We start from the raw sequence: 15507 nt of genomic DNA on the forward strand, positions 1-15507 counted from the left end.
TTTTTTCAATAGCTGTTAAACCGCTTTGGACTCGTCCATGTCCTTTTTGGAACACAGCAACAGAGATAACGCGCCCACTATAGCGAAAACCGCTGCGGTGAAAAAGGTTTCATAGGCGTTTGTTCCTTGCTGCCATTGTTGCCCAGCCATGTAATTGCCAAACGCACCGCCCAGCCCGAACGCTACACTTATATACACGGCTTGCCCTCTGCTATGATACGCCTTCGGCAAGAACTGGTGAATAAAGTGCACCGATACCGCATGGGTTAAGCCAAAGCTTAAAGCGTGAATGAGCTGACTTAGCACAATCACCATAAAGGTATCTGCAAATGCCGCCATCACGTACCAGCGAAGCCCTGTGAGCGCAATGCTCACAAACAAGAGGTTCCATACGCCAAATTGACTAATCAATCTTCTGGCAATAAGAAATATTCCTACTTCGGCGAGTACCCCTAGCGCAATGAAGATACCGGTTTGCTGGCCGCTGTATTCAAGGTCGCGCATGTAAAGCGCAAAAAAGCCGTAGTACGCACCAAAGCTAATTTGCAAACACGCAGAAGCAAAAATAAAAATGGCGAAAGGCTTCTGCTTAGCGTATCTCCAAATGCTGCCCGCGGTAGAGACTTCAGCCGCAGCCTCTTTCGGTGCGCGTATAAACAAAGTACTTATAAATAAGAGTGCGAGTACACCAACACTGGCATGTACGGGGGTATCGGTAGAAAAAATATCGAGGGCCTTCCCTACCCCTACCGTCATACAAATAAAACCAACGCTTCCCCACAGCCTTATTTGGCCGTAGGTAGCCTTGGTTTTCGCCACCGTGTTCATGGTAATGACTTCAAGTTGAGGCAATACCGCGGTCCAAAACATCATCATTAAGCCAAAAGCCAGGGTAAGCCCCCAGAAACTGGTGAAGTAAAATACCGAACTGAAAGTGAGTACTGTAAGAAAGCAGCCTAAACGCATAACACCTATGGCATTGCCGGTTTTGTCGGCAACGCCTGCCCACAAGCCAGGACCTAAGATACGAGCAAGCGTGATAACGGCAAAAAGCTCACCAATTTCGGCAGAAGAAAAGCCCCGCCCATCAAGGAAGATCCCCAAGTAAGGCACTAATACGCCAAGTTGCCCGAAATAAAGCCAGTAGGTAATAGCAAGGATAAAGAGCGCAGTTTTACTGTTTGCTGCGCCTGTCTCAGCGCTTCTTGCTTCGTTTTGACCATTAGGTGACAATTCACATCTCCATATGCAAAAACGCCACTAGCGCAAAACGGGCAGTGGCGAATAGTAAGAATATTTAGCGCAACACGAAGGTAATGCTGCGCGTTTTACCAAATCGCGTAGATGATACGATTAAGCTTAGTGGTAATTAAAAAGCGCTATGCCTGACCCGCAATTGGCTTAGTTGTCGATAGCACACCTGTATTTTGTGCGCGGTGGCGTAACAAGTGGTCCATCAATACCAGCGCAAGCATGGCTTCTGCAATGGGTACAGCGCGAATACCCACACAAGGGTCGTGACGACCTTTGGTGACAATATCAATCTCTTCATTGTCTTTATTGATAGTTTTACCCGGTACCGAAATGCTCGAGGTCGGTTTAAGTGCCATGTGCACTTCAATATCCTGGCCGGTAGAAATGCCGCCTAATACGCCGCCTGCATGGTTTGACGAAAACCCTTCAGGGGTTAGCGTATCGCGGTGTTCACTGCCTTTTTGATTGATAACATCAAAACCATCGCCAATTTCAACGCCTTTCACCGCGTTAATCCCCATCATGGCGTGGGCAATTTCAGCATCTAACCTATCGAACACAGGCTCGCCAAGGCCAACTGGCACGTTCTTCGCCACAACTGAAACTTTTGCGCCAATACTGTCGCCAGACTTTTTCAGGTCGCGCATGTATTCGTCCAGCGCATCTAGCTTAGACTCATCTGGGCAGAAAAACGGGTTGGTATTGGTAACGCTGTGATCGACCTTATCTACCGTAACAGGGCCAAGCTGAGACAAATACCCCAACACCTCGATACCATGCACTTCTTTCAGGTACTTCTTCGCGATACCGCCTGCAGCTACGCGAATAGCTGTTTCGCGGGCTGACGAGCGACCACCACCGCGATAGTCACGGCTACCGTATTTTTGATCGTAGGTGTAATCAGCATGGCCTGGGCGAAAGCGGTCTTTAATATTGCCGTAGTCTTGGCTTCGCTGATCTTTATTTTTAATCAACAAGCCAATACTTGTACCCGTGGTTTTACCTTCAAATACGCCAGATAGAATTTGTACTTCGTCGTCTTCTCTTCGCGCCGTGGTATAGCGAGAAGTGCCTGGCTTGCGTCGGTCTAAATCAACCTGCAAGTCTTCTTCTGTAATTTCGAGTCCTGGAGGGCAACCATCTACCACGCCACCAATGGCGATGCCGTGGCTTTCGCCAAACGTGGTTACAGTGAAAAGTTTTCCGAAGCTGTTACCTGACATAATTAACTATCAATCCTTACTACTAAAATACTGTACGAGTGTGTCTTTGCGCACGGCGAAGATACCTGAACCGCCGTTTTCAAACTCAAGCCAAATGACTTCCAAACCCGAGAACCTTTCACTCATGTGAACTTCGCTGTTGCCTACCTCTACAAATAGCCAGCCGCCGTCGTTAAGATAGGTTGGCGCCTCTTTAAGCATTATATCAACGAGATCTAAACCGTCGTCGCCTGCGGCTAGGGCCAGCTCTGGCTCGTGATGATATTCTTCTGGCAAGTCAGCCATGTCTTCTGCATCTACATAAGGCGGGTTAGACACGATGAGGTCGTACTTTTGCCCAGCTAAGCTTGAAAACAAATCTGATTGAATGGGGTACACGCGGTGACTTAGCCCATGCTCCTGAATATTGATGTCGGCGACTTCTAACGCATCCGTGCTGATATCTACGGCATCCACCTGGGCCTCTGGATAAGCATGAGCAAGCGCGATAGCAATACACGCACCGCCCGTACACATATCTAGAATATTGGCGGGTGTTGATTCAACAAAGGGGGCAAATTCATTTTGAATAAGTTCAGCAAATGGCGAACGGGGTATAAGCACGCGCTCATCTACATAAAATGGCATACCGCAGAACCATGCTTCGTTAGTAATATAAGGTAATGGCATGCGGGTTTGAACACGCTTTAATACAAGCTCGGCAATTTTTTCCCGTTCACTTTTCGTTAAACGGGAGTTTAGAACATTTTCACCCGCCTGCTCAAAAATGGGATGAGGTAAATGCAACGCCTGCATAACGAGGCTCGTCGCTTCATCCCACGCATTGTCAGTACCATGACCAAAATACAAAGCGGCATCGTTAAAACGGCTGGTTGCCCATCGTGTCATATCTAACAGGGTATGCAGATCTTCAATGGCTTCTTCAAGGTAAAACTTATCGGTCATGGCGTTTGGGTACATCAAAAATTTCAAAGCTGGTATCATACCCAAACTTCATACCGATTCACATAATTAACTACGTAGCGAATCTTTCTATTCGTTATAATTTAAGCGTTTTGAATTATTAAACTCGAGTTTATTTACCCAAGCTATTGTTGATGAAAACCTTTAAAAAAGAACTCAAAGCATTAAAAAAGCAGCTTTCTGAACCTAAGCGCCAAACTGGACTAGCTAGGCAAGGGCACGCGAGTAATCGAAACGACTTTATAAGTGCCGAGGAAGAGACCTTCTCATTTGCCGATGCAATGCAGGGAGTCACGCCTTTATCGCAAGATAAAGTTGAGCCTGATAAGCAAGTTGAATTATTTAAGAAGTCGCAGCAAGTAAAAGGTAAACACCTAAAACACAGCAAGCAACTAGCGGCGAGCTTCGACTTTTCCGATATGTATCAAGCCGCACTGCCTCAAGAAGGGCCTATGCGCTTTTGCCAAGAGGGTGAATCGACTCACATCTTAAAACAACTGCGCCGCGGTGATTATTCACCGGAAATGACGTTAGACCTACATGGCCTAACTCGTGAGATGGCAAAAGCAGAGCTTGCAGCGCTTATCCACACTGCCAGAAAAGACTTGATAGATTGCGTTTGCGTCATGCACGGCTTCGGTCAGGGCGTGTTAAAAGCTGCCCTGCCCCATTACTTAGTCCAGCACCCTCACGTACGAGCGTTTCATCAAGCCCCACTGGAGTACGGCGGGCAAGCCGCACTGTTAGTGCTTATCGACATACCGCTTCAAAACAATAAACGTTAGGCCGCTGGCCAACGCACATTGTGCGATTTACTTGTTTTCGTCAGCACTGTTGTGCATAAAGAGATAAGTGTAATACATCATCATCGCGACGATAATACCAATACCTAACAGTGAGCCCCATACCACAGGGTCTTTCATCATAGTCCACAACATAATTTGTCTCCTCTTTAACTAAGTGAATAATAAAAGAGGCTTGGTATAGCGGTTGTGATCTAGATCAATAGTGAAAATTAGCTTATCGGCAACGTTTTGAATGCTTGATCTAGGTCAAATTGAGGTTTTCATTTAAGCTTCATGAAGGCAACCTAAGTGCTGGTATCTGAAATTATTGACGTTATCGCGACCCGAATCGGTTAAAAATATTCAGTTCGTTTTCGCTTCCTAACATCAACTCAGCAGACCTACAGAGTGTTTCCATCGATTCACTAACTTTCATATCAAAGTTGGAAGGCGTGGCTTTTAAACTGTGTTGAAAAATTTTGGCGTTGGTGTGTGTCGCTAGAAGCAAAAAGCCAAGGCAGCCATAAGATTTTAAAAAAGGTAATCGAGTGCAGAGTTGCTTTGCAGCAGTATGGGTGACTGTAAGGTTTTTGTCGGGGATGGAGAAAATGACCCAACGCTCCCGCTTTCTTCCCTCTTTCACAATCTCATCAAACCATTCGTCAACTGTTCTATCGTCATATACATTACTGGGTATATCAAATAGCACATTATTGACGTTGAAAAAACGGTACTGATGCTGACTTCCTACCATGGCTATCTCCTGTCATGCCTTTATAGAATTGATAAGAAGCGTTCTTATACTTAGATCATTTAAAAGGAAAGCAATGAAGTGGCATAAGGTAACTACTACCTAGTAATATTCCTGCTTTGATAGACGTTGTGCCTTTGCATACCACTAGCAATTTTCTCAACTAACCAGTCTGATGCCGCTGAACTATCGCTAAAGAATTGAAAAGGTAGCGTAGATGCGTCGTAAATTTTAGACCAAAACTTCTGCTGTAACGCGAGCCCTTCTGTCTCATGAAGTACTACCGCAGTGGCAACAAGTCCTGAATCAACGGCTTCATCCACAATCAATTGTGCATCTGCTGTAGCTTCCATAGGCGCTAAGGCTAAGCCGTGAACGTTAATTAAGCTGGCCCAACAAGGCACTTGGATCTTTTCTCTCTCAGCACCCACTACGCGTTGATATTTAAGAATAAACTCTAAATTAAAAGGCCCGCTTAGGCTGATGGAAAGAATCCGCTTCTCTTGAAGAAAGTGAGCATGGACATCACCATGCGCGCTAAACTTTTTATTCACCATAAATTCACTATCGCTACGCTTCCTAAATCTGATCAAACATCATCAACAGCAATGCTTAAAGTATAAAGCAGGAATTGAGATTGCGCCTGTTAGTTGTCGTAGAAAACCTTAAATACAATAAGCGGAAAGTAAGAAGGAAAATAAAAACAAAAAGATATTGCAAATCATTCTCATTTGCAATATCTTGTAAATGCCTGTTCGACGTGAGTTAAAAAAACGGTCTTGGCTTAGCGTCGCTGGGGGATAGACGCCCGTCTATCCCCCATTTTTTCTTATTCCTATCAGCGTATTACCTCTTACTTTTTCTTGTTCTAATGTTAATGCTTTTTATCAGTGGCACAAAAAACGCGACTTGGAAGTCGCGCTTTGTGTGCTCTTTATCTTTTCAGCAGCCGATCTGCGTTAACTAAACAGCTTCATAAACCACCCTTTCTGGAGGTCTTCTTCGCAGGTCTTAAGCTGAGTGGCGTATCGCAATGAACGTGCTTTTACTTTTGACGCCACTTTTTTGAGCCAAGGCTTTCTGTCGTAACTTCTTCGCTTATAGCCGCCCCACCCTTCGTGATAATTCAAGTATTGGGCATACGCGTCCCATTTTGAAATGCCGTTCACTTTTTGAGACTTGTAGATAAACCAGCCCATGAAGTCGATAGCGTCTTCGAAGTCATCTCTATCTGCGCCACTGTTATCCGTTTCTCTCATATAGTCTGCCCATGTAGGCGTTTTAGCTTGAGAATACCCATAGGCTGAACTGACTCGTCCCCACGGAATTAACCCAAAGAAAACATAATCACGTGGGGGAAGCGCATCGTGTCGAAACGAACTTTCCTGATACATCATGGCCATAGGAACATGGATAGGCACCCCCCATTTGTCTCTGGCATCAGCCGCTGCATCATACCAATCGTCCTTTTCATAGAAAATTTCGCACAAATTACTGATGTCTTTAGGAGGCGTAGTTGCACACCCAGCGATAAGCAGTGGAAAAAGAACGATGAGCGTTGATAAAAAAACAACCAGTTTTTTGAACTTTTGACTCATAGCTTGTCTTAATTAATGTTCTAGTAAAATGTGTGTTTCCCTGGAACCCTTCGATGCCTGACTTATGTCAGGCATTTTTTTTTGCAGGAGCTTCAGCGAAATAATCACGAATGAATGTATCAAAGTCTTTAGTGTCAGACGCTTCTATCTCTTTTTGCGCGGAGAATGATACTTCAGCTTGTGCGGCAAAACCCGCCGCATCGGTATCGGTATACTCAAAAGACTTCATTTCCGCCTGATATGCCTGCGCCAGTTCAAGACCAAGTATGCCGTTATCTTTGTCGTCTTCCAACAACATAGCAAGCAGTTTGCCTGACGGCGTTATGTCTGGATTTTTCACTTTTTCAAATTCAGCTTTCACCGCCTGCGAATAAGCCGTAGTGTCGTTAGCCAAATCCAATAGCTCGGCAGCTTGCTCAAATACGTGAAACAGCGATGCGCACCAGTGTGGCAGTGTGATATCCACACCATTGTTCTGTAGCACTAAGTCAGGATTTCTCCCTTCTAGCACCACTTTATTCATGTTTTCTTTAGCTTCTTTAAGCTGAGCTTCATCTAGCTCTGCACTTGGCATAAGTAAACACGCCACTAAGAACACATCTAAGAAGTCAAACTGCGTTTGCGAGATACCTATGGGTGAAAACGGGTTAACGTCTAGAGCGCGGACTTCAATGTAACTGATACCGCGACGAACCAAAGCGTCTGTTGGTTTTTCCATTGACTCGGTAGGCTGCTTAGGGCGTATAGGTGAATACAGTTCATTTTCAATTTGAATGATATTGCGACTTAACTGTTGATAATTTCCTTCTTCTCCTGCCGTGAATTCACTAAAGCGTGAAGAAGGCGTTGTCATAGCGTCGCGCAGCAGCTTAACGTAATTATCTAACCGGTTATAACAAATTTTAAGTGAAGATTGCTCTGCACTGGTATAGCCTAAATCACTCATTCGTAGACAGGTTGCATAAGGCATATATACAGTGCCTTTGCCTACCTTCTTAAATGGCAGTGCATGCTTTTTACCTTTTAAGAACGAGCCACACAGTGCCGGAGACGCGCCATAAAGATAAGGGATAAGCCAGCAAAGACGACGGTAATTACGAATTAATCCAAAATAGTCTGCAGAAACTTGTTCTTGCGAATATTCTTTTCCGTTCAGCTCTGCCCACAGCTTCCAAAAGCTTTCAGGTAGTGAGAAATTAAAGTGCACACCAGCAATGGCCTGCATCATGCTGCCGTAACGGTTTTTAAGCCCAATACGATAAACCCGTTTCATTTTCCCAACGTTCGACTCACCAAAATAGGCAATAGGAATGTCGGCTTCATCTTCAATGAAGCAAGGCATACTAAGTGGCCAAATTTGCTCTTCACCAATGTTATTAATGACAAACTTATGGATATCTTTTAACTGAGAAATTGTTTTTGCCGCGCTATTTTCTGGTGGCGTTATAAACTCTAACAGCGACTCTGAAAAGTCTGTAGTTATTGAGTCGTGAGTCAGCGCTGATCCCAGCGGCTTGGGGTGTGGCGTTTGTGCCAAGGTGCCATTTGGGTTTATACGAAGGGCTTCGCGCTCTACTCCACGCTTAATATCTTTTAGCGCAGCTAGGAACTCGGGTGACTTAAGCGCGGCTATGCGCGCTTCAAAACGGGATGAGTCTACAGTCAAAATGGTGGTCCGTTATGTCAATATTTCCCCTGTTATGGGGGGCAATAGTGTAAATTCAACAAAAATTAATCTGTCAGTTTAACGCTTCTCGCGTGTTACCCTCTACTGATAACTCGATAATTGGCATTGATAGCGCGTTCAACTGAGGCAAAATTTTCGCTTTATCGCCCACTACAATAATTTGCATCTTATCAATATTCAAATATTGCTTTGCAAGCGCGTCTATCGATTCTTTATCAATGTTATTGATAATATCTAGCTGCGCTTCTCGATAACCTTTTTCTAAACCGTAGCTCAACAACTGACGCAAGAAGCGCGCTTTGCTTGTAGGCGTCTCAAATTCAAGGGCATCGCTAAGCGTAAAAGCATTGCGCATAAAATCAATTTCCGCTTTTTCCACACCCTCAGACCTGTAACGCTCAATTTCACCTAAAATTTCTTTTATCCCTTCGCCGGTATTAGCGGCGGTAAGGTCGGTACTCACTTCAAACCAGCCCAGCGTTTTGCCGCCTACAAAGCCGCTATTTGCGCCGTAAGTAAAACCTTTATCCTCGCGTAAGTTTAGGTTGATACGGCTGTTAAATGCCCCGCCTAGCGGGAAGTTCATTAAACGTGATTTGAAATGATCGCCCGTCGCATCGAAAGGTAAACTTCTGTCCACAATATAGACAACCGACTGAACTGCTTCAGGGCTATCAATAAGGAAAATTTGATTTTGGTTGTACTGAGGAAAGTCACTATAGTCAGCAAATTCGTAGGCGTTACCTTGCCACTGGCCTATAAAATCTAGCGTTTCAACCATGTTCTTCTTCGATAAGTTTCCAACAGCAACAATGCTTGCTTTATCTGGCGAATAGTAATTTTTATAGAAGGTTTTCACATCGTCCAGCGTGATACTTTGCACAGTCTCAAGGGTGCCTTCGTCTGGCAAACTCACGCGATTGTCTTCGCCAAACAAAATAAGGTCTCGTGCCCGTCGGGCTAAGCTCGATGGTGTTTTCGCCTGCTGCTGCAGACCTTGAACCACCCGCTCCTTCATGCGCTCGAAATCTTCTTCTGTGAAAGCGGGGTTAAAAAGCTTTTCTTTTAAAAGCGCTAAGGTTTCATCTAGGTGCTTGGTTAACGTAGACACATAAACCTGTGAATATCTGCCTGCGGTACTGAAACGAATAGAACTTCCCAATTTGGCAAGTTCACTGGCCAATGCTTCATTGGAGTAATGCTTGGTCGTTTCGTTCATCAATAGTGCCGTAAGGTAGGCCGTTCCAGCTTTGCCTTCTGAATCTAGCAACATGCCGCCGTCCATACCTAACGTTAAGGTAACCGTTGGCGTTTCTGTACTGGTTACCCCCAGTATTTTAATGCCGTTGGCAAGTTCAGCTTCCCAGTAGTCAGGCACTTCCACGACAGGTGCATCACCGGCTTTAGGCATCACGCTTCTATCGAAACTTGAAGGTGCGCTAGTAAACGCTTCCTCACCGGCAACGTCAACGGTTTCAACGTGAATATTTCTTACCGGGCGTTCAAAGGTTTGCTCGGCGGCAGCTAACTGTACTTGCCCTTTTGGTACCACACTTAGTACAACGCTATTGGCATCTTTGATGTACTTGTTGTAAACCCGCATCACGTCGTCTGCCGTTACTGCGTTATAGCGTTCAATGTCTTCTGCTATCAAGTCTGGGGTTTGGTAAAACGTTTCGTTAGCGGCCAATGCTGATACTTTGCCAGATACACTTTGAAGCCCAAACACGGTACGCGCTTCAATTTGACCTTTTGTGCGTGCTAAATCGTCTGCCGTCACGCCGCGCGTTTCAAATTCTTTGAGTGTTTGGTTTAGCACCTCTTGCAAGGTTGATAACGATGTAATTTTTGCCGGGTTCGCTAGGGCAAGTAGCTGAAATTCACAGGCAAGCTCACGACAAGGGTGAGAAACGACTGCTTGAACCGCCATCCCTTCTTTAACCAAGTTTTTGTAGAAAAGTGAGGTTTTCCCTCCCCCTAAGATATCAGCCAGCACGTCAAGCGGGGCCTCATCTTCGTGGCGACCGTAAACGGTGGGATAGGTAATTTGCAGCAATGGCAAATGGACTTTGTCTTCCAATGTCATATAGCGTGTTTCAGTAAGCGTGACAGGTTGCGGCTCAGGCTCTTCTACAGCAGGCCCAGCCGGTATCTCGCCAAAATACTTTTTTATCCACGCTTTGGTTTTTGCTACGTCGATATCGCCACCAATAGTAAGTACGGCATTGTTGGGGCCATACCAACGTTTAAAAAAAGCTTTTAGGTCGTTAACGTTAACCCGGTCTAAGTCTTCTACATAGCCAATAGTCATCCACGAATAAGGGTGACCTTCTGGGTATAAGGCTTCGCCGTTAAGCTCATAACGCAAGCCATATGGTTGATTATCAACGCGCTGTGCACGCTCGTTTTTCACCGTCTCTCTTTGATTTTCAAACTTGGTTTGATCCACTGCTTCTAAAAGATAGCCCATGCGATCTGACTCTAACCACAGCACTTTTTCTAGCTGGTTGGCAGGTACCGTTTCAAAATAATTCGTGCGGTCGGTATTGGTTGTACCGTTTAAGTTACCGCCTGACTCGGTAATCACTTTGAAGTGCTGTTCGTCTGCTACGTGTTTTGAGCCCTGAAACATCATGTGCTCGAAGAAGTGAGCAAAACCGGATTTACCTACATCTTCTCTCGCCGAGCCTACATGGTAAGTAACGTCAACGTGAACAAGCGGGTCTGAATGATCTTCGTGCAGTATTACGGTAAGACCATTTTCTAACGTGTACTTCTCGTAGGGAATAGAGACGGTATTAGATGAATTTTTTGCAGCCTCAGCTTGGCTTTGAGCATGATCTATCGGTGCGTGTTGACACGCTGTTACAACAATGACCCCTAAGGCCATACACAGAGTTCGTAGAGCCAGTTTTCCTGACATGATGATTCCTTTTAAAATAACTACACCTTCATCCTTCGCTAAGTAACAAACTGCTCAAGCCCAATGTTAGGGTCACCGACCTTAATGAACTAGCGAATTTTGAAAGATTACCAGACTTTTTAACGCTTTACTTCTCTGGACTTTGCTATGATTGTATTAATTTATGTATTTCTGAAATACACTTGTACGCAAAAGCTCTTTGCAAATGCGTTTTTTCACCGCTTAATATTCGTAAGTGGTACGAATGAGCGAATAAATGGTTTCCATTTGGAATAGAAAATAGCGGTTAAAAGGAAAGTTGCATGGATCAGTCAACAACAGTACTTGAAATTGATTTTGGAATGTCACAACTCAGTGGAAATAAAAAGCTATTGTTCACGCTGCTGGGTAAGTTTACGGATGAATATCGTTCTCTTGATGCTGACATACAAGCGCATGTTGCAAAAGGTGACTTCAATGAAGCCTATTCACTTACTCACACCTTAAAGGGCGTGACGGGCAATTTGGGCATGTTTGCTCTGCACAATGCCAGTAAGCCAGTGGAGAGTGCCTTTAGAAACGATAAACGAATTGCCGATGAATACCCCGCTTTTGTTACTGTGCTTAATGAGACGATTGCTGCAGTAGACACGCTTATACAAGAACCTGCGCCTAGTGTCGTAGCGCCGGCTAACGGCGCAGTGGCTGAGCAAGCACGTAAACAATTAATGGCTGCACTGAAGGCCAGCGAATTTATTGCCGAAGAAAAGCTAGATGAGTGGTTAGATGCCCTTGCTCTGCCTGAGGACAAGCGAACTGCCATTGTAGATGCCGTTGACGAACTTGACTACGAAGAAGCCATTTCAGAGTTAGAAAATAGCTAGTGCAACCCATACCTATTCTTTTTGAAGACGCAAACTTACTTGTAGTAAATAAGCCTGTTGGCGTTGCGATGCACGACGCCCTAGACAGCAAGCTAGGTGCCCCGAAAGATAACGCGCTAGCTATCGTGCATGAAGACACCGACAAAAATGCTGCACAAAAAGAAAGCTCAGCTTGCAAAGGCGAAGATACGCTGCGTACTGATGGTATTGTCACCCAGCTTAAAAAGCAGCTTAGCCTTAGCGAACTGCATTTATGCCACCGGTTAGATACGGGAACATCGGGCTGCTTGTGTTTGGCGAAGAATGCAAAAACAGCGGCTGAAATTGGCGAGCTGTTTTCTTCACGACGCATCGGTAAATTTTATTTGGCCTTAAGTGAACACAAGCCTAAGAAGAAACAAGGTGCAATCATCGGCGATATGAAAAACCGTCGTGGCGGTCAGCGCATCTTGTTAAAGTCGCAGGAAAACCCCGCTATTACCCAGTTATTCAGCCATGCCGCTAAACCGGGCACACGAGGCTTTATTGTTAAACCCCATTCAGGCAAAACACACCAAATCCGCGTGGCATTAAAAAGTATTGGCGCCCCCATTTTAGGCGACAGTCTATACGGTGGTGCGCCCTCCGACAGACTTTACCTTCACGCATGGCACTTGCGCCTGCCTTTATCTGCCGGAGAGCTTACCATCACTGCGCCTTTCGATACCGGTCGCGTGGTCAATGAATCAGAAGTACAGGCTTGGTATAGCGCTCTTCAACAGCCAGATAGCTACCCTTGGCCATCGCTGCCAGCCCGGTTTTCAACTCCCCCTATTGATAAATTAAACGTGTTAGGTTAACCGTGAAAAAGCTTCATATTGTTGGCGGTGGCGCTATTGGAAGCTTGGTTGCCGCTGGGGCACAGAAAAACGGTATTGGTAATGCCTGCTACCCGCGAAATATAGTCGCGATGCCAACTGAGGCTTTATGGCAAGATGGCGGTAGTACTATGCTTCAGCCGCCTTTTAACACACCAACGGTGCTAGATAACAGCGACGTATTGGTATTTCCTCTTAAGGTATATCAACTGCAACAAGCCATTACGCAGTGGCTTCCCTATCTTGAAAACACTCCAACTATTGTATTGCTTCACAATGGCATGGGCGGGCTTGAAACTGCACGCTCATTATTGCCTGATGACTACCCCATTCTACTTGCCACCACCAGCCACGGTGCGTTAAAAGAAACGACGTCGTCTGGAAAAATACAGGTCAGGCATACGGGGCTTGGCGCTACCCAAATTGGGCTAGCCAAAGCAACACGCAGATTACCAGCCACATTGTCTGCGTTGACCCTGACTTATCCACTACAGGCCAACGCAATAGCCCTATTAGAACGTGCACTGCCGCCTGTGCATTATCAAGCAAATATCCTTACCTCACTTTGGACAAAATTATCGATTAACGCCGTCATCAACCCACTAACGGCGCTAAATAATATGCAAAACAAACGCATTGCCGAGGCGGCGTTTGCCGAGACTCGCCACGCAATTTGCCATGAGTTTACTTCAGTGGCGAACGCCTATGGGTATGATTTCAACGAAGATGATGTGCATGAGAAAGTATTAGCCGTTGCTAAAGCAACCGGCGAAAACTATTCAAGTATGCATCAAGACGTGCTTTACGGCAGGCCGACAGAAATAGACGCCATTAATGGGTATATTGTGGAAATGGCAAAGAAAAAGGGTATCCCCGTTCCCGAGAACACCCTTTTGGTAGAGCGTGTTAAGGCGCTTCGCTTGTAAAAGAGCTAGCGCTTAAAAGCATTTGAGCTTAGAACACTCGTCTTTAAACGAAGAGCTGGCCTACTTATATAAAAGCTGGCCACGCGGCTCCTTTTTTCTATTACGCTTGCTCACCGGCTTCTTGCGCGTCTTTCGGCGCTTGAGGCTTCATATGTGGGAACAAGATAACGTCTTTGATAGTTGAGCTATCGGTAAATAGCATAGCTAGGCGGTCGATACCAATACCCTCACCCGCTGTTGGCGGTAAGCCGTACTCAAGTGCACGAATATAGTCATCGTCAAAGTGCATGGCTTCATCATCGCCCGCGTCTTTTTCTTCAACTTGCTTTGCAAAACGTTCAGCTTGGTCTTCTGGGTCGTTAAGCTCGCTAAAGCCGTTGGCTAATTCACGTCCGCCTACGAAGAACTCGAAACGGTCGGTAATGAACGGGTTGTTGTCATTACGACGTGCTAGCGGCGATACTTCCCAAGGGTATTCAGTGATAAACGTAGGTTGTTCAAGCTTCTCTTCAGCTGTTGCTTCGAAGATTTCGCACAGGTATTTACCCGCGCCCCAAATACCGTCAACTTCAGGCTCTTTGATATGAAGCTGCTTTGCCATCGCTTTAAGCGAATCTAGGTTCGCTTCTGGGTCGCGAATAGCGGCTTCATCAGCTTCAGGCCAGTATTTAAGAATCGCCTCGCCCATGCTCAAACGGTCGAACGGCTTACCAAAGTCATACTCTACTTCAGACGTTACGTTACCTTCAGCGTCTTTCGTTGTGTTCTTGATAATGCTGGTACCAAGAATGTCTTCCGCTAACGTGCGCAGCATATCTTCGGTAAGGTTCATCAGGTCGTTGTAGTCTGCATACGCTTGGTAGAATTCAAGCATAGTAAACTCAGGGTTATGACGGGTTGATAAGCCTTCGTTACGGAAGTTTCGGTTAATTTCGAACACACGCTCAAAGCCACCAACAACCAAACGCTTAAGGTAAAGCTCTGGCGCAATACGCAGATACATGTCGATATCTAGCGCATTGTGGTGAGTGACAAACGGCTTCGCCGTCGCGCCACCTGGAATAACCTGTAGCATTGGCGTTTCTACTTCTAGGTAGTCACGCTCGGTCAGGTAATTGCGAATACCATTCACAATTTTACTGCGGATCATAAAGGTTTTGCGGGTTTGTTCGCTTGTGATCAAGTCAACATAGCGCTGGCGATACTTGGTTTCCTGGTCGCTCAAACCGTGGAATTTTTCTGGCAACGGACGAAGTGCTTTTGTTAGCAGCTCGTATTGCTCCATGTTTACGTAAAGGTCGCCTTTACCTGACTTGTGCAGGTCGCCCGCTACGCCAATGATGTCACCAATATCTAGCGCACCGTATTTTGCTTTAAGTGCTTTTTGCGTGTCTTTGTCTGCGTAAGCTTGAATACGGCCTGTCATGTCTTGAAGCAACATGAAAGGACCACGCTTTGCCATAATACGGCCAGCAATGCTTACCTTGTTGCCCTGCTCTTGCAAGGTTTCTTTGTCGAATTCACCGAACTTAGCTTGCAGCTCATCCGCATAGTTTTCACGACGGAAGCTGTTTGGGAAACCGTTGGCACGGCACTGCTCGCGAATAGCGCTCAATTTGGCACGGCGCTCTGCAATCAATTTGTTATCGTCTGTTTGTTGGTCAGTCATAACCTTTC

General features: G+C 45.6%; 14 protein-coding genes. 4 read left to right on the forward strand and 10 right to left on the reverse strand.

Annotated elements, in window-relative coordinates; translation table 11 throughout:
• Positions 1–15: 15 nt before the first annotated feature.
• The 3 genes from ACTRWF_RS05185 to prmB all read right to left on the reverse strand — a co-directional run bounded on the left by ACTRWF_RS05185 (position 16) and on the right by prmB (position 3422).
• The gene (locus ACTRWF_RS05185) at positions 16–1233 is read right to left on the reverse strand and encodes an MFS transporter (RefSeq protein ID WP_462835208.1); all 1218 of its coding nucleotides are present in this window, start codon (positions 1231–1233) and stop codon (positions 16–18) included.
• Between the two features lie 146 nt (positions 1234–1379).
• Complete coding sequence (aroC, locus tag ACTRWF_RS05190) at positions 1380–2477, reverse strand: chorismate synthase (protein WP_012517790.1); 1098 nt, start codon at positions 2475–2477, stop codon at positions 1380–1382.
• 9 nt (positions 2478–2486) lie between these two features.
• Complete coding sequence (prmB, locus tag ACTRWF_RS05195) at positions 2487–3422, reverse strand: 50S ribosomal protein L3 N(5)-glutamine methyltransferase (protein WP_043960596.1); 936 nt, start codon at positions 3420–3422, stop codon at positions 2487–2489.
• Between the two features lie 152 nt (positions 3423–3574).
• On the opposite strand from prmB, the gene smrB reads away from it, so the two are divergent.
• On the forward strand, positions 3575–4225 hold the full coding sequence (gene smrB, locus ACTRWF_RS05200) for an endonuclease SmrB (protein ID WP_462835209.1): 651 nt from the start codon (positions 3575–3577) through the stop codon (positions 4223–4225).
• Positions 4226–4252: 27 nt separating this feature from the next.
• Here smrB and ACTRWF_RS05205 read toward each other — a convergent pair whose 3' ends face one another.
• The 6 genes from ACTRWF_RS05205 to ACTRWF_RS05230 form a co-directional block, all read right to left on the reverse strand.
• A complete protein-coding gene (locus ACTRWF_RS05205) occupies positions 4253–4378 on the reverse strand; it encodes a hypothetical protein (protein ID WP_268891112.1) in 126 nt (41 codons plus the stop codon).
• 181 nt (positions 4379–4559) lie between these two features.
• Complete coding sequence (locus ACTRWF_RS05210; protein ID WP_020743136.1) at positions 4560–4979, reverse strand: hypothetical protein; 420 nt, start codon at positions 4977–4979, stop codon at positions 4560–4562.
• A gap of 95 nt (positions 4980–5074) precedes the next feature.
• The gene (locus ACTRWF_RS05215; protein ID WP_462835210.1) at positions 5075–5533 is read right to left on the reverse strand and encodes a hypothetical protein; all 459 of its coding nucleotides are present in this window, start codon (positions 5531–5533) and stop codon (positions 5075–5077) included.
• Between the two features lie 402 nt (positions 5534–5935).
• On the reverse strand, positions 5936–6574 hold the full coding sequence (locus ACTRWF_RS05220; RefSeq protein WP_278385822.1) for a transglycosylase SLT domain-containing protein: 639 nt from the start codon (positions 6572–6574) through the stop codon (positions 5936–5938).
• A 67-nt stretch (positions 6575–6641) separates the two neighbouring features.
• Positions 6642–8240, reverse strand: a complete 1599-nt coding sequence (gene gshA, locus ACTRWF_RS05225) for a glutamate--cysteine ligase (RefSeq protein WP_462835211.1) — start codon at positions 8238–8240, stop codon at positions 6642–6644.
• Positions 8241–8313: 73 nt separating this feature from the next.
• Positions 8314–11184 (reverse strand): insulinase family protein, encoded by a 2871-nt coding sequence (locus ACTRWF_RS05230; protein WP_462835212.1) that lies wholly within the window; start codon positions 11182–11184, stop codon positions 8314–8316.
• Between the two features lie 302 nt (positions 11185–11486).
• On the opposite strand from ACTRWF_RS05230, the gene ACTRWF_RS05235 reads away from it, so the two are divergent.
• From ACTRWF_RS05235 to ACTRWF_RS05245, 3 genes are read left to right on the forward strand one after another with little or no spacing between them, the layout of a single operon-like run.
• Positions 11487–12047, forward strand: a complete 561-nt coding sequence (locus ACTRWF_RS05235; RefSeq protein WP_020743132.1) for an Hpt domain-containing protein — start codon at positions 11487–11489, stop codon at positions 12045–12047.
• Entirely contained in the window at positions 12047–12886 is an 840-nt protein-coding gene (locus ACTRWF_RS05240; protein ID WP_020743131.1) for a pseudouridine synthase, read from the forward strand. The genes ACTRWF_RS05235 and ACTRWF_RS05240 overlap by 1 nt, the downstream gene beginning before the upstream one ends.
• A 2-nt stretch (positions 12887–12888) precedes the next feature.
• On the forward strand, positions 12889–13830 hold the full coding sequence (locus tag ACTRWF_RS05245) for a ketopantoate reductase family protein (protein WP_020743130.1): 942 nt from the start codon (positions 12889–12891) through the stop codon (positions 13828–13830).
• A 100-nt stretch (positions 13831–13930) separates the two neighbouring features.
• On the opposite strand, the gene lysS is transcribed toward ACTRWF_RS05245, so the two are convergent.
• Positions 13931–15499, reverse strand: a complete 1569-nt coding sequence (gene lysS, locus ACTRWF_RS05250; protein WP_012517778.1) for a lysine--tRNA ligase — start codon at positions 15497–15499, stop codon at positions 13931–13933.
• Positions 15500–15507 lie beyond the last annotated feature (8 nt).

The sequence above is a fragment of the Alteromonas sp. G5_S2_22_S1 genome, assembly GCF_054968525.1.